At 71.1% G+C, this 17,224-nt stretch carries 17 protein-coding genes; 8 read left to right on the top strand and 9 right to left on the bottom strand.

Annotated elements, in window-relative coordinates:
• The first annotated feature begins 5 nt into the window (after positions 1-5).
• Together OG718_RS35020 and OG718_RS35015 are read left to right on the top strand one after the other, a co-directional pair.
• Complete coding sequence (locus tag OG718_RS35020; RefSeq protein ID WP_143632185.1) at positions 6-665, top strand: response regulator; 660 nt, start codon at positions 6-8, stop codon at positions 663-665.
• A gap of 10 nt (positions 666-675) precedes the next feature.
• Entirely contained in the window at positions 676-903 is a 228-nt protein-coding gene (locus tag OG718_RS35015; protein ID WP_143632187.1) for a hypothetical protein, read from the top strand.
• Positions 904-937: 34 nt separating this feature from the next.
• On the opposite strand, the gene OG718_RS35010 is transcribed toward OG718_RS35015, so the two are convergent.
• Positions 938-1,597 (bottom strand): mycothiol-dependent nitroreductase Rv2466c family protein, encoded by a 660-nt coding sequence (locus OG718_RS35010; protein WP_143632188.1) that lies wholly within the window; start codon positions 1,595-1,597, stop codon positions 938-940.
• Positions 1,598-1,790: 193 nt separating this feature from the next.
• Between OG718_RS35010 and pepN the strand changes: the two genes are divergently transcribed.
• Entirely contained in the window at positions 1,791-4,373 is a 2,583-nt protein-coding gene (gene pepN, locus OG718_RS35005; RefSeq protein WP_328846048.1) for an aminopeptidase N, read from the top strand.
• Between the two features lie 300 nt (positions 4,374-4,673).
• Positions 4,674-5,720, top strand: coding sequence for a hypothetical protein (locus tag OG718_RS35000; protein ID WP_306940130.1), 1,047 nt, complete (start codon positions 4,674-4,676; stop codon positions 5,718-5,720).
• 70 nt (positions 5,721-5,790) lie between these two features.
• Here the strand turns inward: OG718_RS35000 and OG718_RS34995 are convergent, their stop codons facing one another.
• Together OG718_RS34995 and OG718_RS34990 are read right to left on the bottom strand one after the other, a co-directional pair.
• Positions 5,791-6,435, bottom strand: a complete 645-nt coding sequence (locus OG718_RS34995) for a CatB-related O-acetyltransferase (protein WP_143632194.1) — start codon at positions 6,433-6,435, stop codon at positions 5,791-5,793.
• Between the two features lie 145 nt (positions 6,436-6,580).
• A complete protein-coding gene (locus OG718_RS34990; RefSeq protein ID WP_328846047.1) occupies positions 6,581-7,933 on the bottom strand; it encodes an esterase/lipase family protein in 1,353 nt (450 codons plus the stop codon).
• Between the two features lie 203 nt (positions 7,934-8,136).
• Here OG718_RS34990 and OG718_RS34985 point away from each other — a divergent pair, with 203 nt between their 5' ends.
• Positions 8,137-8,664, top strand: coding sequence for a DinB family protein (locus OG718_RS34985; RefSeq protein ID WP_306940128.1), 528 nt, complete (start codon positions 8,137-8,139; stop codon positions 8,662-8,664).
• Between the two features lie 99 nt (positions 8,665-8,763).
• Here the strand turns inward: OG718_RS34985 and OG718_RS34980 are convergent, their stop codons facing one another.
• Positions 8,764-9,945 carry a serine hydrolase domain-containing protein gene (locus OG718_RS34980; protein WP_328846046.1) on the bottom strand — a complete coding sequence of 394 codons (1,182 nt, stop codon included), beginning with the start codon at positions 9,943-9,945 and terminating at the stop codon, positions 8,764-8,766.
• A 144-nt stretch (positions 9,946-10,089) separates the two neighbouring features.
• The gene (locus OG718_RS34975; protein WP_143632200.1) at positions 10,090-10,290 is read right to left on the bottom strand and encodes a hypothetical protein; all 201 of its coding nucleotides are present in this window, start codon (positions 10,288-10,290) and stop codon (positions 10,090-10,092) included.
• A 308-nt stretch (positions 10,291-10,598) separates the two neighbouring features.
• Here OG718_RS34975 and OG718_RS34970 point away from each other — a divergent pair, with 308 nt between their 5' ends.
• Both OG718_RS34970 and OG718_RS34965 read left to right on the top strand, forming a co-directional pair.
• Positions 10,599-11,768, top strand: coding sequence for a sensor histidine kinase (locus OG718_RS34970; RefSeq protein WP_328846045.1), 1,170 nt, complete (start codon positions 10,599-10,601; stop codon positions 11,766-11,768).
• Positions 11,756-12,400 (top strand): response regulator transcription factor, encoded by a 645-nt coding sequence (locus tag OG718_RS34965; protein ID WP_143632204.1) that lies wholly within the window; start codon positions 11,756-11,758, stop codon positions 12,398-12,400. Before OG718_RS34970 ends, OG718_RS34965 begins: the two co-directional genes overlap by 13 nt.
• Before the next feature lie 105 nt (positions 12,401-12,505).
• Here OG718_RS34965 and OG718_RS34960 read toward each other — a convergent pair whose 3' ends face one another.
• From OG718_RS34960 to OG718_RS34945, 4 genes are all read right to left on the bottom strand, one after another.
• A complete protein-coding gene (locus OG718_RS34960; protein ID WP_143632206.1) occupies positions 12,506-14,266 on the bottom strand; it encodes a TIGR03767 family metallophosphoesterase in 1,761 nt (586 codons plus the stop codon).
• A 345-nt stretch (positions 14,267-14,611) separates the two neighbouring features.
• Positions 14,612-15,091 (bottom strand): NUDIX hydrolase, encoded by a 480-nt coding sequence (locus OG718_RS34955; protein WP_328846044.1) that lies wholly within the window; start codon positions 15,089-15,091, stop codon positions 14,612-14,614.
• 12 nt (positions 15,092-15,103) lie between these two features.
• Positions 15,104-15,982, bottom strand: coding sequence for a pyridoxamine 5'-phosphate oxidase family protein (locus tag OG718_RS34950; RefSeq protein WP_328846043.1), 879 nt, complete (start codon positions 15,980-15,982; stop codon positions 15,104-15,106).
• A gap of 24 nt (positions 15,983-16,006) precedes the next feature.
• Positions 16,007-16,462, bottom strand: coding sequence for a VOC family protein (locus tag OG718_RS34945; RefSeq protein ID WP_328846042.1), 456 nt, complete (start codon positions 16,460-16,462; stop codon positions 16,007-16,009).
• Positions 16,463-16,612: 150 nt separating this feature from the next.
• Here OG718_RS34945 and OG718_RS34940 point away from each other — a divergent pair, with 150 nt between their 5' ends.
• Positions 16,613-17,152: a CGNR zinc finger domain-containing protein gene (locus OG718_RS34940; protein WP_328846041.1), complete on the top strand. Its 540-nt coding sequence runs from the start codon at positions 16,613-16,615 to the stop codon at positions 17,150-17,152.
• Positions 17,153-17,224 lie beyond the last annotated feature (72 nt).

Genomic DNA, 17,224 nt, shown 5'->3' with positions numbered 1-17,224 from the left:
ACGGCATGACCGGCCGGACGCTGCGGATCGTCGTGGTCGACGACCACACGGTGATGCGGGCCGGTGTCGTGGCCCTGCTCGCCGCCGAGCCGAGCATCGAGATCGTCGGGGAGGCGGGCGACGGACGGGCGGCGCTCGACCTCGTCGCCGCGCACGAACCCGATGTCGCGCTGGTGGATCTGCGGATGCCGGTGCTGGACGGGGTGGCGACGACGACCGAGATCGTGGCGGCCCACCCCCGTACCCGGGTCCTGATCCTCACGACGTACGACACCGACGCGGAGATCGAGCGCGGGGTGGAGGCGGGCGCCATCGGCTATCTGCTCAAGGACACCACGCGCGAACAGCTCGTCGACGCGATCCACGCGGCGGCGCGGGGCGAGACGGTTCTCGCCCCGCGGGTGGCCGAGAAGCTGGTCGCCCGCATGCGCCGGCCCGCCCATCCGCCGCTGACCGCCCGCGAGGCCGATGTCCTGAACGCCGTCGCGGACGGTCTCACCAATGCCGAGATCGGTGCCCGTCTGGTCATCGCCGAGGCCACCGTGAAGACCCACCTCCTGCGCCTGTTCGCCAAGCTGGACGTGAACGACCGGACGCGGGCGGTGGTGGTGGCGATGGAGCGGGGACTGTTGCGAAGGGCTTCCGGTACGGGGGGCTCCGGGTGATGGTTACGGGATGCGCAAGCGAAGCTGCTTCACCTGCAAGAGCCTCGAAGAAGAGCACCGCTTCCTGGAAACCCAGGAAGCGGCCTGGCTCAAGAAGCACACGGGCCAGAAGAACGTGGACACGTTCATGGTGTGCATGGCGCCCCTGGACGACAAGGGCAAGCAGTGCCGCAACCTGCGGACCTCCTTCACCGAGAAGCCGTTCAGGGAGCCCCTGCGCCTGCCGGAACCGAGCTGAGCGGAACTGAGCCCGCCGCTGTCGGCTCCCCCGGTCAGAGGTTGCTGAAGTCCGGGCCCTTGGTCCGCGTGCGCTTGATCTCGTAGAAGCCCGGGATCGAGGCGACCATCAGCGTGCCGTCCCACAGCCTGCCGGCCTCGTCGCCCTTGGGGGCCGGGGTCACGACCGGGCCGAAGAAGGCAATCTGCTCGCCGTCGGAGCCGGGGACCGCGATCACGGGGGTGCCGACCTCCTGGCCGACCTTGTCTATGCCCTCCTTGTGGGAGGCGCGCAGCTGGGGCTCGTACGGGGTGTCGTCCCAGTGGTCCATGAGGGACTCGGGCAGGCCGACGTCCTTCAGGGCTGCGGCGACGATCTCCTTGCCGGGGCCCTCGCCCTGGTTGTGGATGCGGGTGCCGAGCGCGGTGTAAAGGTCTCCGAGCACCTCGGGGCCGTGCTCCTCCTGGGCCGCGATGACGACGCGGACCGGGCCCCACGCCTTCGTGCTGAGCAGCTCGCGGTACTCCTCGGGCAGCTCGTCCAGCTTCGGCTCGTTCAGTACCGCGAGGCTCATCAGATGCCAGCGGACCTCGATGTCCCGGACCTTCTCCACCTCCAGGACCCACCGCGAGGTCATCCACGCCCAGGGGCAGAGCGGGTCGAACCAGAAGTCGACGGGGGTCTTGCCGGCGGTCTGCGCGGTCTGCTCGGACATGCTTCTCCTCGGTACGGATCCGGGTACGGGTCTCAGGGGGTCCTCGGTCGTCTCCCTCAGCCCCAACGCAACCGGTCACCTGTGCCATTCCCGGGTGTCCCGGGTCAGGGGCACATGGCAGGATCGGTGCTGTTCACGCGTACCCAGACGCGTACCCGACGCGTATCCATGACCCCACGAGGGAGTGCCGCCCGTGCCCGGTGAGAATCTGTCCCGCGACGAGGCCCGCGAGCGGGCCGCACTGCTGTCCGTCGAGGGGTACGAGGTGTCCCTGGACCTGCGCTCCGCCGTCGGCGGGACGGACGCCGGGCCGCGCACATTCCGGTCGGTCACGACGATCCGCTTCCGCAGCGCCGAGCCGGGCGCCACGACCTTCGCGGACCTGATCGCCCCGAGCGTCACGGCCCTCTCGCTGAACGGCAGGGACCTCGACCCGGGCGCGGTCTTCGACGGCTCGCGCATCCTCCTGGAGGACCTCGCCGAGGACAACGAACTCGTCGTCGACGCCCAGTGCGCCTACAGCCGCACCGGCGAGGGCATGCACCGCTTCGTCGACCCCGAGGACGGCGAGGTCTACCTCTACACGCAGTACGAGCCGGCCGACTCCCGCCGTGTCTTCGCGAACTTCGAGCAGCCGGACCTCAAGGCACCCTTCCGCTTCGAGGTGCGGGCCCCCGAGGGCTGGGTGGTGTGGAGCAACGGCGTCGGTGAACTGGCCGACGGGGTCTGGAAGTTCGCCGAGACCAAGCCCATCTCGACGTACATCACGGCGTTCGTCGCGGGCCCGTACCACTACGTGACGGACTCCTACGAGCGTGTCTTCGAGGACGGTACGCGCCTGGAGATCCCGCTCGGTGCGATGTGCCGCAAGGGCCTCGCCCGGCACTTCGACTCCGAAGACGTCTTCCTCGTCACCAAGCAGGGGCTGGACTTCTTCCACGACCACTTCGACTACCCGTACCCGTTCGGGAAGTACGACCAGGCGTTCGTGCCGGAGTACAACCTCGGCGCGATGGAGAACCCGGGGCTCGTCACCTTCCGCGAGGAGTTCATCTTCCGCGGCAGGGTGACGCAGGCGTCGTACGAGCGCCGGGCGAACGTGATCCTGCACGAGATGGCCCACATGTGGTTCGGCGACCTGGTGACCATGGTGTGGTGGGACGACCTGTGGCTCAAGGAGTCCTTCGCGGACTTCATGGGCACGTTCTCGATGGTCGAGGCGACCCGCTTCACGAACGGCTGGATCACCTTCGCCAACAACCGCAAGTCATGGGCGTACCGCGCCGACCAGCTGCCCTCCACGCACCCGATCACGGCCGACATCCGTGACCTGGAGGACGCCAAGCTCAACTTCGACGGGATCACGTACGCCAAGGGCGCCTCCGTCCTCAAGCAGTTGGTGGCCTACGTCGGGCGGGACGCGTTCCTTGAGGGTGCCCGCCGCTACTTCAAGCGGCACGCGTACGGGAACACGCGGCTCGGTGATCTGCTGTCGGTCCTGGAGGAGACCAGCGGGCGTGACATGGCCACCTGGTCGCGGTCCTGGCTGCAGACCGCCGGGGTCAACTCCCTCACCCCGCAGGTGATTCTGAGCGCGGAGGGGCGCGTCACCGAGCTGGCGATCCTCCAGGAGGCGGCCGAGTCGCATCCCGAACTGCGGCCGCACCGGGTGGCGGTGGGCCTGTACCGGCGGTCGCCCGACGGGGTGGTGGAGCGGTACGCGCGTGCCGAGGTCGACGTCGAGGGTCCGCGTACGGTCGTCGGGGAACTGGTGGGCACGGAGGCTCCCGACCTGGTGCTCGTGAACGACGACGACCTGACGTACTGCAAGATCCGGTTCGACGAGGGCTCGTTGGCGGCCCTGCGGGACGGTCTCGGCGACATCACCGACCCGCTGGCCCGCGCCCTGTGCTGGTCCGCGCTGTGGAACCTGACCCGCGACGCACTCATGCCCGCCCGGGACTTCATCGACCTGGTCCTGCGCTTCGCGGGCCGCGAGACCGACATCGGCGTGCTCCAGATGCTGCACGCGTGGGCGAACTCCGCGCTCACCCACTACGCGGCGCCCGGGTGGCGCGGCGAGGGCGGACGGCTGCTCGCCGAGGGCGCGCTGCGCGAGCTGCGGCTGACCGAGCCCGGCAGCCAGCACCAGCTGACGTGGGCGCGGTTCTTCGCGGCGGTCGCGTCCGACGAGGCCGATCTCCAGCTGCTCCAGGGCCTGTTGGAGGGCACTGCGAAGATCGACGGCCTTGAGGTGGACCAGGAGCTGCGCTGGGCGTTCCTCGAACCGCTCGCCGCGCACGGGGTCGCGGACGAGGGTGTCATCGCCGCCGAGCTGGCGCGGGACGACACGGCGTCGGGCAAGCGGCATCAGGTGCGGTGTCTGGCCGCGCGGCCCTCCGCGGCGGTCAAGGCGCAGGCGTGGGCGTCCGTCGTCGAGTCGGACTCGCTGTCCAACGCGCTGGTCGAGGCGACGATCGCGGGCTTCGCCCAGTCGTCGCACCGGGAGCTGACCGCTCCGTACGCGTCGAAGTACTTCGAGGTGATCGAGCGGGTGTGGGGTGAGCGGTCGATCCAGATCGGGATGGATGTGGTGAAGGGGTTGTTCCCTTCGCTGCAGGATTCCCAGGGGACCCTGGACTCGTCGGATGCGTGGCTTGCCGCCCATGGGGCGGCTGCGCCTGCGTTGAGGAGGCTGGTGTTGGAGGCTCGGGATGATCTGGCGCGGGCCCTGCGGGCGCAGGCGTGTGACGGGGCGGGTGCCGTCGGCGACTGAGGGGGCCGGAGGTTCGTGGTCGGGTGCGGGTGGGTGGGGGCTGGTCGCGCAGTTCCCCGCGCCCCCAGCGGCTGCGCCCCCAAAGGCTGCGCCCCCCTAACGGGGCTGGTGGCTCGCGCGGTTGACTTCTGGCCCGTCCATAACAGTTACGGAATGCGGGTAATCGGTGCCGTGACCCCCGTACGGACCAGGGGGTTTCGGCAGTCGAACGCTTGCACTTTAGGGCGAGCTTGTCCGGGTTTGTCGACGGGCGTGTAACAGCGGTTAGCAGGGTGATCGGGGGCGGGAAATCCTCGGGGCATGAACCACAACACCCCGCTCTCCCCCCGGCCCCTCCGCCACCTGTCCGACGTCCAGCTCCGTGTCCTGACCACCGCGCAGTTGCGCTCGCAGGGTGTGGGCACCGCCGACATCAACGCGCAGTGCCGGCCGGGCGGCACCTGGCAGCAGCTTCTGCCGGGCGTGTTCCTGCTCCGCCCGGGCCCGGCCACCAGCGAGGAGCGGCTGCACGCGGTTCTCCTGTACGCGGCCCGCTCGCCCGCCGCGGAACCGTCGGTCCCCGCCCAGCCCGGCGCAGGTGAGCCGCACGCCCCGCAGCGGTACGCCGACGCGATGATCACCGGCCTGGCGGCGCTGGCCCTGCACCGCTTCTCCTCGGCGCCCCCGCTTCTGTCGCTGGACCGCATCGACGTCCTCGTCCCGCGCCTGCGCCGGCTGCGTTCGACGGGCTGCGTCCGCATCGTCCGTACGCCGGGCATGCCGGAGCCCCAGCAGATCACCGGCATCCCGGTGGCCCCCGTCCCGCGCGCCCTGGCCGACGCGGTGGCCGACCTCACGGACGCGGGTGTCGTACGCCGGCTGCTCACCGAGGCCGTACGCGGCGGGCACTGCGAACCGGCCGCCGTGGTCAAGGAGTTGACGCAGGCCCGGCTGCTGAGCCGTCCGCACGTCGTGGACGCCGTCGACTCGCTGCTCGCCGAGGGGAGGGCCATCGCGGAGGACCGCCTCTACCGCCTGGTCCACGAGCACGGTCTGCCGGACCCGGTCTGGAACGTGGACCTCCGGCTGCCCGGCGGCCCGCACCTCGGCGGCCTCGACGCGTACTGGCCCGACCACGCCGTCGCCCTCGAACTCGACACCCGCGCGCCCCGCCAGGACGACGACGCCATGTGGTCCGAGTACGCCCGCAAGCGCGAGCACCTGGAGCGGCTCGGCATCACGGTCGTCCACATCACCCCGAAGAAGCTGCGGGACTCGATGGAACAGCAGGCAACGGTCGTACGTACGGCCCTGATGGCTTCAGCGGACCGCGACCCGGCTGCGTATGTAGTGGTGCTGCCCCGGTAGTGACGGACCGGGACGGCGTCAGGAGGGGAGTGAAGGGGCGGGCCCCCCGGGAGACCGGGGGTCCGCCCCTTCACGCGCGGTTCGGGGCGGCGGCCTCCAGCTCGGCGATGTTGCCCGACATGATCGTCCGCACGTGCTCGGTGATGTGCTCCGCGGGCCAGTCCCACCAGGCCACCGCGAGGAGCCGGTCGATCTCGTCGTCGCTGAAGCGGGTGCGGATGAGCCGGGCCGGGTTGCCGCCGACGATGCCGTAGTCGGGCACGTCCGTGGTGACCACTGCGCCGGTGCCGATGATCGCGCCGTGTCCGATCCGTACACCGGGCATCACCGTCGTGCCGTGGCCGAACCAGACGTCGTTGCCGACGACCGTGTCACCCCTGTTCGGCAGACCGGTGAGCAGGTCGAAGTGCTCGGCCCAGGAACCGCCCATGGTGGGGAACGGGAAGGTCGAGGGGCCGTCCATCCGGTGGTTGGCGCCGTTCATGATGAACCGCACCCCCGTGCCCAGCGCGCAGAACCTCCCGATGACCAGCTTCTCCGGCCCGTAGTGATAGAGGACGTTGCGCGTCTCGAACGCGGTCGGGTCGTCCGGGTCGTCGTAGTAGGAGTACTCCCCGACCTCGATCAGCGGGGACTTCACCAACGGCCTGAGCAGCACCACCCGCGGCTGCTCGGGCATCGGGTGGAGCACCGTGGGGTCGGCGGGCAGTGGCATGTCGAGCGGCTCCTTGGGCGTCGGGGGCGCGGGCGGGCGGCAGCGCCCGGGCCCTCATGATCCCGCTGCGGGGCCCGCCGGGACATCGAATTACCGCCTGGGGCGACGCGAGGCGCCGGGGTGGCGCGAGTGCGGTCCGCTGAACTCAGTCACCGGCGACCGCCAGGACGAGTTGGCTCACCGCCGAGAAGCCGCCGCACTTCGCCTCGATGCGGAACAGGCCCGGCCACGGGAGCCGTACGTCGGCGCGCAGGCGGCCGTCGCGGCGGGACAGGCGCGGGCGGTCGATCTCCAGGTTCTCGGAGACGTCGATGACCTGGAGTTCGACGGCGACCGGGTTGTCCACCAGCTCGACCTCGACCGGGCACGGTTCGCGTGCCGTCGCCACGTCCGGTACGTACAAACCCAGTTCCGTCGCGCCGAGGGGCGGGCCCAGCGGGCGTTCGGTCAGGACCGAGCCCGTGAACGCGACCGCCTCCTCGCTGCGGGCGAGGGCGCCATGGCTCTGGGGAAGGTAGAAGGGGCGCAGCCCGACCGGTGTCGCCGCCTCCCGGTACACCGTTCCGTCGCCGCGGCGGTCGAGCCGGGTGTCGCCGTCCGGGACGTACTCGTGCAGTTCCGCCGTGCCGTCCGCGAGGGTCAGGCTCTGCGGGGTGCGCTGGCCGACGCCCACCACAGCGCGCAGTTGGGGGAGGGTGCCGTCGTCCGACCCGGTCAGCTTCTCCCTGCGGTCGAGCGACTGCCGGGCCAACTCCCCGTCTCCGCCCAGGGATTCGGCGTCGGCCGGTGTGAAGTGGCGGAAGTTCCCGCCGGGTTCCTCCACACAGCGGTAGCCGGGCAGCAGCTCGTACAGGCCGGGCAGGGTGCGGGCCAGGGCACGCAGTCGGCGGCGGGGCAGCGGCAGCGGGGTGCCGCTGCCCGGACCGAGCAGGCCCGCGGCCTGGACCGAACCCTGGAACGGGGTGCCCAGGGTGATCAGGGTGCGGACGTCGCGGGCCCCGCCCAGCGCGGTCATGAAGAAGCGGGCGACCAGGCCGCCCATGGAGTGGGCCACGAGGGTGAGCCGGGCGTCCCGGCTGCCGTGCGGATGGGCACGCCAGGCCCGCAGGTGGTCGTCCGCCGTCTCCGCCAGGCGGGCGGCGGCGTGCTCGGTCGACAGGCGCCAGTCGTACGCGAACTCCCGTACCGCGTCGGGGTGGACCGACAGGCGCCGGATGCCCGCCAGGAGCTTGGTGTACGGCTCGAAGCCCCGCAGCACGGGCGCGAAGGCGGGGAAGCGGAGCAGTCTGGTCGCGTGGATGCGGCCGGTCACGCCCGCGCGTTCCTCGTCCGTCACATGGAGGGCCGAGAGCGAACCGCCGGACGCCCAGGCGCTGCCGTACCGGCGGAGGTCCGAGCCGCCCCACAGGACGCGGCCGGTCGCGGTCTCCACCAGTTCGCTGCCCATGATCCCGGGCAGGACGAGGACCGCGTCGCGATGGCCCGGTCCGGTCGGCACGGATGGCGCCGATTGCGCAAGGTGCGCAGATGGCACCCATGGCGCAGATGACTTCGCTGCCACGCTTCCCCCGAGCTCTCAATCCACGTGCGCTGCAGGATAGTTCGCAGGCTGCGGGATTGCGCCGGATCGTCCGGGCCGGTCTGCGTACGCCCTCGGATAACCGTTTCCCGGCAGGAGTGACGGCATGTCAGGGTCGCTCGATGACTGTTTCCCGTTGTGAGTTGTTGCGCTGGCAGTTCGAGCTGACGTGGTCGTTGTTCGAGTACCACCTGGAGCGGCTGGAGGACGAGGACTTCCTGTGGGAGCCCGGGCCGCTCTGCTGGACGGTGCGTCCGGATGCCGATGGGAGGTGGGTGGCGGACTGGGCGGAGACCGAGCCCGACCCGATACCGGTTCCGACGATCGGGTGGGTGAGCTGGCACATCGGGTGGTGGTGGAGTGTGACCGTCGATCACGCCCAGGGGCGGGTGCCCCGGGAGCGGACCGAGATCGTGTGGCCGGGCGAGGGGAAGGCGGCCGTCGAGTGGCTGCGCGGTCTGCGCGGGGAGTGGCTGGCGGTGCTGGAGCGGCTCACGGACGCCGAGTTGGACGCCATCGCCCCGTTTCCGTGGCAGAACGATCCGGAGCACACCGTCGCCCACATGGCCGGCTGGGTGAACTCCGAGCTCATGAAGAACGCCGCCGAGATCGGGCAGCTCCGCCTGCTGCGGGCCGCGTCCGGAGCCTGAGCGCGAGCCCGAGGACTTTCGGCTGTGCCGGGTCCTGAGCGGTTCCCGGGAACGGGCAAGCGGCCCTGTGCGCGCTCACCCGGCCCACCGTCCGTCCGGTTACTCGGCGCAGAACTCCGCCTCGATCACCGCGTCGCTGTCCCCCGACCAGTCGCCGTTGAAGTTGAAGGCGAGGGAGTGGCGGCCGTCCGCCGTCGTGACGGCCTCCGAGTTCGAGCCGTGGATGCCGCCGCCGTGGCCCCAGACGACGACACCGCAGCTCAGTTTGCGTTCCATGAGACCGAGGCCGTAGCCGGCGTTCGGGATCGCGTCGACCTTGATGGTGGTCTTCATCTCGGTGAGCTGCTTCTTCGGCAGCAGCTTGCCCCGCAGCAGCGCCGAGTAGAAGCGGTTGAGGTCGCCCGAGTCGGAGATCATCTCGCCCGCCGCGGAGGCGAGGGACGGGTTGAGCTCCGTGACGTCGTAGGTCGGGCCGGTCGCCGTCTCGGCGAGCTTGCCGTAGGCCCGGCTGCTGGGCCGGGGCACGTGCGGGTTCGTGCCGGGGACCGTAGTGGCGCGCAGGCCGAGCGGCTCGATGATGCGCTGCCCGACCTCGTCCCCGTACGTGTGGCCCGTGGCCTTCTCGATCACCATTCCGGCGAGTACGTAGTTGGTGTTGGAGTAGTTCCAGGAGGTGCCCGGCTCGAAGTCCGGCTTGTGGGCCGTGGCGACCTTCACGAGCTGCGCGGGCGACAGCCGGTCGAAGCGGTGCTCGAAGAAGCCGTCCTTCAGGAAGTAGGTCCGGCCGAAGTCCTCGTCGTCGGTGTAGTTGAAGATCCCGCTGGTGTGGTTCAGGAGCTGGCGGAGCGTGATCCGGCTGCCGTCGTGGCCGTTGCCGCGGACCACGCCCGGCAGCCACTTCTCCACCTTGTCGTCGAGCGAGAGCCGTCCCTCCGCCTCCAGTTGGAGCAGCACCGTCGACACGAACGTCTTGGTGATGCTGCCGACGCGGTAGCGGTCGTGGGCGGAGCGCGGCTTGTTCGTCCTGAGGTTGCCGACGCCCGAAGTTCCCTTCCAGGTCCCGTACTTGTCCTTCGCCTGCCCGGCCGCACCGGGGACACCGTCCTGCACGGCGGCGTCCATCGCCCGCTGGGTCGCGGCGTGGTCTCTGAGCGGGGCCGGGGACGGGGATGAGGCCGAGGAGGAAGCCGGGGCGGCCATGGCCACCGGAGCCGTGAGCGAGGCCGCGACCAGTGCGGCCGCGCTCGTCAGTCCGAGGCGCAGCGTGCGGGATGCAGTCATGTGTCGTCGTGTCCCATCCGTCGTGTCCGTCGTGGTGCACCGACGGGAGGGACCGGGTGGCCTGTCGTACGGGTTGCCTGCGACTGCGGCGGTTGAGCGGGTTTCGGCCCTTCTGGAACAGCTCGGCCCGCCTGCCTGTATGGCTCAGGCCTGCTGGCCCTGCCCCTGCCCCTGCCCGCGGCCCTTGAGGAGGCTCAGGCCCGCCCCGAGGGAGACGACGCCCATGCCGACGGCGGTCAGCACGCCCTGCGAGCCGTCCACGACGAAGGGCGCGGCCGCGGCGACGACGAGGTTGAACAGGAACAGGAACCACAGGACCGGCTTCGAGGAGAGCAGCGCCTTCATGGGAGTTTCCTTCCGGGTGGGGAGCTGGGAACTCCCGCGATCGACTGAGATCAACGATCCCGGGATCCGCCCGCCGCCACGAGGGAGTGCCCTCCCGAACCGGAGGTGTAGCGGGCTACACCACGGGCGGTGCCGGCCGCGGCCGTGACGGAGAGGCAGGGGCTCGTCGCGGGGAGGCGCCCGCAGGCCGGCAGGGAGGCCGCCGCAGGTCAGCGACGAGGTGCCCGCAGGTCAAGGGAAGGTGTCCGCTGATCAAAGGAAGGTGGCCACGCGTCCGCACGTGCGCCCGTTCGCCTACTCTGATCGCCATGCGGAAGACAGTCCGGGAGGCCGCGCGGGCCACACGCCGGCTCGCGCCTGCCGCCGTGCTGTCCTTCGGCTCGTACCTCTTCATCACGGTCCTGCTGATCGGGGCCATCGGCGCGGTCAGCGTGGTCGCCATCGGGCTGCTGCCCGAGACGGTGCTGCTGGTGCGCCGGATCGCCGGGGCCAAGCGGCGCATGGTGGCCGCGTGGACGGGCCAGGAGATCCCCGAGGCCTACCAGCCCGTCGAGGGCACGGTGCGCGAGCGGGTGCGAACGGTCGTCCGCGATCCGGGCACGTTCACCGATCTGCGCTGGATGGTCGCCTACTACGGCTACGGCTGCCTGCCGTATCTGGCGATCCCGCTGTGGCCGCTGGGCCTGCTCGTCGACGGTGTGTGGTGCGGGCTGCTGCGCCGCGAGGCCGTCGTGCTGCCGTTGATCGGCCGGCTCGTGGACCTGGACGCCAAGTGGTCGACCGCCCTGCTCAAGCCCTCCCCCAAGGCGGAGCTCGCCGTGCGGGTCGAGGAGCTGACCGAGACCCGGGCCGGCGCGATCGCCGCGCACGGCGCCGAACTGCGGCGCATCGAGCGGGACCTGCACGACGGCACACAGGCCCGGCTGGTCTCCCTGTCGATGCGGATCGGGCTGGCCAAGCGGGCGTACGACCGTGATCCCGAGGCCGCGCGCAGGCTCCTCGACGACGCCCAGGACCAGGCCGAGGAGGCCCTGACCGAACTGCGGCACGTCGTACGGGGCATCCACCCGCCGATCCTCACCGACCGTGGACTGGCCGGCGCGGTCCGGGCGCTCGCCGCGAGCAGCGGCCTGGACGTGGCCGTGACCGTGGACGGCCTGGAGGACGCCGACAGCGAGCGGGACGGGGCGCGGGCCCCGGCGGCGGTCGAGGCCGCCGCGTACTTCGTCGTCGCCGAGTCGCTGACGAACTCCGCCAAGCACAGCGGTGCGGAGCGGGCCGAGGTCCGGCTCGCCCGTACCGGCAAGGGGCTGCGGGTGACCGTACGCGACGAGGGCCGGGGCGGTGTCGACGAGGCGGGAGGCTCCGGGCTGCTCGGTATGCAACGCCGGGTCGCCGCGCTCGACGGGACCCTGCGGCTGACCAGCCCCCTCGGGGGCCCGACCGTGATCGAAGTGGAGCTGCCGTGCGTGTGGTGATCGCCGAGGACAACGCCCTGTTGCGGGAGGGGCTCGTCCTGCTGCTCACCTCCTCCGGACACGAGGTGGTGGCCGTCGCGGGCAGCGGGCCCGAGGTGCTGCCCGCGCTGCTCGAACACCGCCCCGATGTCGCCGTGCTCGACGTCCGGATGCCGCCCGGCTTCCGCGACGAGGGTCTGCGCGCGGCGCTCGCGGCGCGCAAGGAGATCCCCGGGCTGCCGGTGCTCGTGCTCTCGCAGTACGTCGAGGAGTCGTACGCCGCGGAGTTGCTCGGCGGTGGGGCGAGCGGGGTCGGTTATCTGCTCAAGGACCGGGTGGGGCGGGTCGACGAGTTCCTGGACGCGCTCGACCGCGTCGCGTCCGGGGGGACCGCGTTGGACCCCGAGGTGGTGTCGGAGCTGCTTGTGCGGCGGCGGGATTCACCGCTCGATTCGCTCACGCCTCGTGAGCGGGAGGTTCTTCAGCTGATGGCTGAAGGGCATGACAACACGACTATCGCCAAGGCTCTCGTCGTGACCGAGCGGTCTGTCAGCAAGCACATTGGGAATGTGTTCTTGAAGCTGGGGTTGCCGCCGAGTGACAGTGGGCATCGGCGGGTGCTTGCGGTGTTGGCCTACTTGAACAACTCGTGAGTGGCGTGGGGTGGGTTGTGTTGTCTTGAAGGTGCGGGTGCGTCGTGGCTTGTCGCGCAGTTCCCCGCGCCCTTGAAGGGGCGCCCTCCGAAGGGCGTGACAGCCTCAGCCCTTCCTCAGTACCAGCTCTGTGTTGCGGTCTCCCGGTTCGCCGGTCAAGTCCGTTCGGGCGCCCGGGGCGTTGAAGGAGAGTTCTCGGTAGAGGGCGGCGAGGCCTGTCTGGGTGAGGTCGGCGAAGTCCGTTCCGTGCGGGGCGCCGGACTCGATGAGCGTGGTGAACAGGGAGACCGTGCCGTCGTGGTTGTCGACGATCTCGATCACCCGGGCGAGCTGCGGGAAGTCGATGTGGGAGGCGGTGGAGACCTCCCAGAAGGAGCGGCCGTCCGGGGCGGAGTGCGGGGTGATCTTGTTCTTGTGGCTGTGCCCGTTCACCCAGGCCAGCACCGAGCGGTACGTGCCGAGGAGGGCGAGCACCTCGTCACCGCCGTGCCGCCGCTCGCCCGGGTGGGCCGGGTCCTCGCGGAGGTTGCGCATCGACTTGCTGGTGTGGTGGCTGAACACGATCACGTGTTCCTTGTTCTTCTCGGCCGCCTTCAGCGTGCGCTCCAGCCACCGCAGTTGGGCGGTGCCGAGCGAACCCTCGTAGTGGCCGCCCGGGTCGGTGCTGTCGAGGCTGACACCGAGCAGGCCGTCGGCGATGCGGAAGGTGTAGTACTGCGTCTTCGCGGCGAGGTTCGCCTGCGAGTAGCCGTGCCCGACGGGTCCCGCTCCGGTGTGCGCGGGGTCGAGGTGCGCCTGGAGGTACTCGGCGGGGGTGAAGGGTGCGCGGCCCTCGTCCGGGGTGACCGAACGCATCCTCCGTGCCTGGGACTTGAGCATCGCCTTGAAGGCCGCGCCCTTGGGGTCGCCGCCCTTCTTGACGTTGTTCCAGATGGCGACGCCCTCCGACTCGTCGAGGGTCATCAGCTTCTTGCCGCCGACCGCGAAGTCGGTGAAGAAGGAGTCGCCGGGCGCGTAGCAGCCGCCGGGCAGGGAGTCGTGGTTGCCGACCGTGGAGTACCAGGGCAGGTTGAGGCCGGGGCTGCGCAGTTCGCGGATGGCGGCGGCGAGGAAGCCGTCGATACGGGGGAAGCCGAGCTGCTTGTCGGCGTCGCGCAGGGCCGCGTCGGGCTGCCAGTACAGCTTGAGGTCGCTGTTCTGGACGCCCTCGTAGCGGTTCGGGTCACCGGAGTTGGGGGTGATCCGGCCGCCGCTCATCACCTTCAGGAACCAGTCCAGTTCCGTCTTGGCGTTGTTGTCGGTGTTGTCGCCGGTGGTCATCACGAAGTGCAGCGGCGAGCCGGTGACGGGGGCGCCGCGCAGCGCGTTGACCCGCTCGACGAGCGAGACCGCGCCCGGCACGGACAGGGCCTCCTGGGGGCGCCAGGCGCTGGCGGTCTGGGCGCGCAGGTACTCGTAGCGCAGCGGGTGCTGTACGTCGACCAGGTGCAGGTCGGTGAACTGTACGAACGCGGCGAGCGCGGTGCGCCGTTCGCCCCGGCCGGCCTTGGGCGCGGCCAGATCGCCGCGGACGACGCGCGACCAGGCGGGCCCGTCGCCGAGCCGCCGGTACCCGGAGCCGCCGCGCGGGACCGCGACCGTCGAGAGGGTGGTGCCGCGGGTGTACGGAGCCAGCGGCGCGGCGGGCGCCGGGCGGGAGACTGCGAGGGGCTGCCCCTGGGTCGTGGCGGTGTGCGCGGCGGCCTCGCCGGAACCGGGCCGCAGCGCGAGGCCGATGCCCGCGGAGAGGGACACCGCCCCGGTTGCGGCCAGGAAGGCGCGGCGGTCACGAACAGTGGCGGTGGCGACAGAGCGTATGCGCGACATGGCGCGATCTCCCCGGGTCCGAACGCGTCAGCAGTGGTCGCGGGCGGTTCGCTCACGCGAACTTCCCGCTCATACTGGATCGTTGGCACTGGGGGTGACCTGCGCGTTAACTGGACAGCAACGGGCAACGCCGATCACCGTACGTGGATCTTGGACTACCCTCCGCGTCCACCGAGTCCTGGCCGAACCGAGGGGAGGCGGTCACTCCATGTTCACCTGGCTGGGTACAGAACCTAAACGCTCCGCTGGAGGTGCGGTCATGAACCTGCGGGTCCGCTTCGGCTGATCGCGCAGTTCCCCGCGCCCCTTACGGGGCGCGGTACAGCACCGCCGCCCCGAGGCGGCCTAGTTGCCGGAGGTCCTTCGGCGCTCGGGGATTCCCGTCACACGCCCCACCACCGGCCGGTCCCGCCACAGCGCCAGGCCGACGTCGACGAGGCCCACCCGGTCCAGCGCGGGCACCTCGGCGAGAGGGTGCCAGGCCGCCAGGTCGGTGGAGCCGTCGGTCTCGTGGCGCAGTTCGCCGCCGGTGACGCCGACCTCGTAGACGATCCGCAGGCCCTGGAAGTCGGCGGCGGGGCCGAGGCGGCGCGCATAGGTGCGCCGGACGGAGTCGACGCCCAGCAGCGCGAGGGGTTCGACCGTGTATCCGGTCTCCTCCCGGGCCTCCCGGATCACGGTGTCGTACGGGTCCTCGCCGTGATCCATGCCGCCGCCGGGCAGCGTCCACGGCCTGGTGCCGTTCTTCTCCACCAGGCGCGCGAGGAGTATCCGATCGTCCCGTACGCATACGGCGTAGGCCGCCACCCTCAACTCCTTGTGCATGCGCCGACGTTATTACGGGAGGGGCGGGTTCGCCGGTGAGTATTCGGGCGGCGACCAGCGCAGCGGGCTCGCCCCGGGCGTGTCCACGACGGCCTCGACGGTGAAGCGGACGGTGCGGGTGCCGTCGGGGGCGAACTCGGTGCGGGCCGTGCCGGAGAGCTGGAGGGCGGCACCCGTCTCCCAGTCGAGGAAGAGGAGTCCGGCGCGTGGGTCCGCGGCGAGGTTGCCGAGGGTGAGGAACATGGAGTTGCCGGGGTAGTCGCGCCAGCTCAGCTCGGTCGGCGAAGTGACGTGCACGAAGCCGGGGTTGCCGCCGCGGTGACTGGCGTCGGCGCCGTCCCCGTGCACGGTGGCCAGGAAGAAGGTGTCGGCGGCGCGGACGAACTCCCGCTGGGCCACGCCGAGTTCGCCGCCGCGCAGCGGCTCGCCCGGGGTGCGCGCGACCGTCTCGTACGACTCTCGTTTCTGGAGGTACTTGGGGCAGTTGGAGAAGACCTGGTCGGCCTCGACCGCCAGGCCGCGGGTGGTGGGCCTGGAGCGGCCGTTGAGCCGCATGCGGCGGCGGGTGCGCGGGTCGAGCGCGATGGTGCCGACCGGGGTCCCCGCGACGGCGAGCGCCGAGGTGAGCGGGTCGCCCGCTCGCGGTCCGCCCGCGACCGAGATCTGCCGTGATCCGGTGGCCCGTACGAACCCGGCCTCACCGGTGACCGGGGAGGCCCACACCCGGCCGGTGTCCGGGTCGGCGGCGCCGAGCACGAGCATCGGCTGGAGTTCCAGGAAGGCGGCGGCCACCGGTCGCAGCCCCTCCCCGATCGACCGTCCGACGTGGTCGGCCATGTCACGCACGCCGACCCGGTCCTGCACGGCACGCGAGCCGGAGTGGTAGGTCATGTTGCCCTCCTCTATCGGTCCGGGCTAGAAGAATCCGCAGGTCGGGGCCTCGCCCGACGGGGCCGGTGCCCCCTCGGCGCCGTGGGCCGTGCAGATCTCCAGGCGGGTGCCGTCCGGGTCGTGGAAGAAGATGCCCCCGGACGCGGCGCCCTCGCGATGGGCCACGACGCCCTCGTGGGCGAAGTCCACGCCATGGGCGCGCAGCGCCGTCTCGTACGCCCTGACCTGCTCGACCGTGTCGACCTCCAGGGCCAGGTGGTGCAGCCCCGCGCCGGTCGCCCCGTATCCGTGGTCGGCCTGCTGCCACAGCGTGAGTACGGGGCGGCCGTCCTCGCCGAGGAACGCGTACCGCCGGTCCTCCTCCTTGCCCTCGACGATCACCGTGAAGCCGAGGACGTCCCGGTAGAAGGCGAGCGAGCGGTCGAGGTCCGTGACGTTGAGGCCGATGTGGCCGGTGCGTAGTGCGGTGGTCGTCGACATGACACTCCCCTTGCGTCGGGCCCGGCGCGAGCTAACCGTTGTAAGTGACTTTAAGGGTTAGAATCGGTGAGCGTCAACCGGTCACATACCCTTGACCGGTTAGCAGGGGCCGACCGGTCAACGCCGGCCGGGGAAGCAGGGAGCCGCCAGATGTCCGTCGCCGCCCGGGATCCACGCCCGCTCACCGGGGAACCGCTCTCGCTGGACCTGCTCAACACGCGGTGGATGGACGAGGGCGTGATCCAGGACCTGCTGACGGACACCGACGGACTCGCGGTGTGGCTGGGCGCCAACGCGCTGGACTTCACTGCCGACGAGGCGACCCTGCGCCACGCGCTGACGGCACGGGACGCACTGCGGGCCGCCGTGGACGGATCCCTGACGGAGGGCGCGGGCCGCGTCGACGCCGTGCTCGCGCACGGGCGGATCCGGGCGACCCTGACGACCGAGGGGCCGGGCGAGGAGGCCGAGTTCCGCGACCCGTCCTGGGGGCCCGCCTGGCTCGCCGCGCGTGACTACCTGGAACTGCTGAACACCGCCCCCGACCGCATCCGGCGCTGCGCCCACGAGGCGTGCGTCCTGCACTTCTTCGACACCTCGCGGAACGGCACCCGCCGCTGGTGCTCGATGGCCGCCTGTGGCAACCGCGCGAAGGCGTCCCGCCACTACGCGCGCACGCGAGAGGGCTGAGCCCTCCGGGAATGTCCGGCCATACGCTGCTATGCCCGTGGTGGCGTATGGCGGAAGTACGCCATGCTCACT

This window comes from Streptomyces sp. NBC_00258 (assembly GCF_036182465.1).
GTDB lineage: Bacteria > Actinomycetota > Actinomycetes > Streptomycetales > Streptomycetaceae > Streptomyces.
Note: the sequence above shows the minus strand (reverse complement) of the source record. Positions and strands in the feature narration are given on the sequence as shown.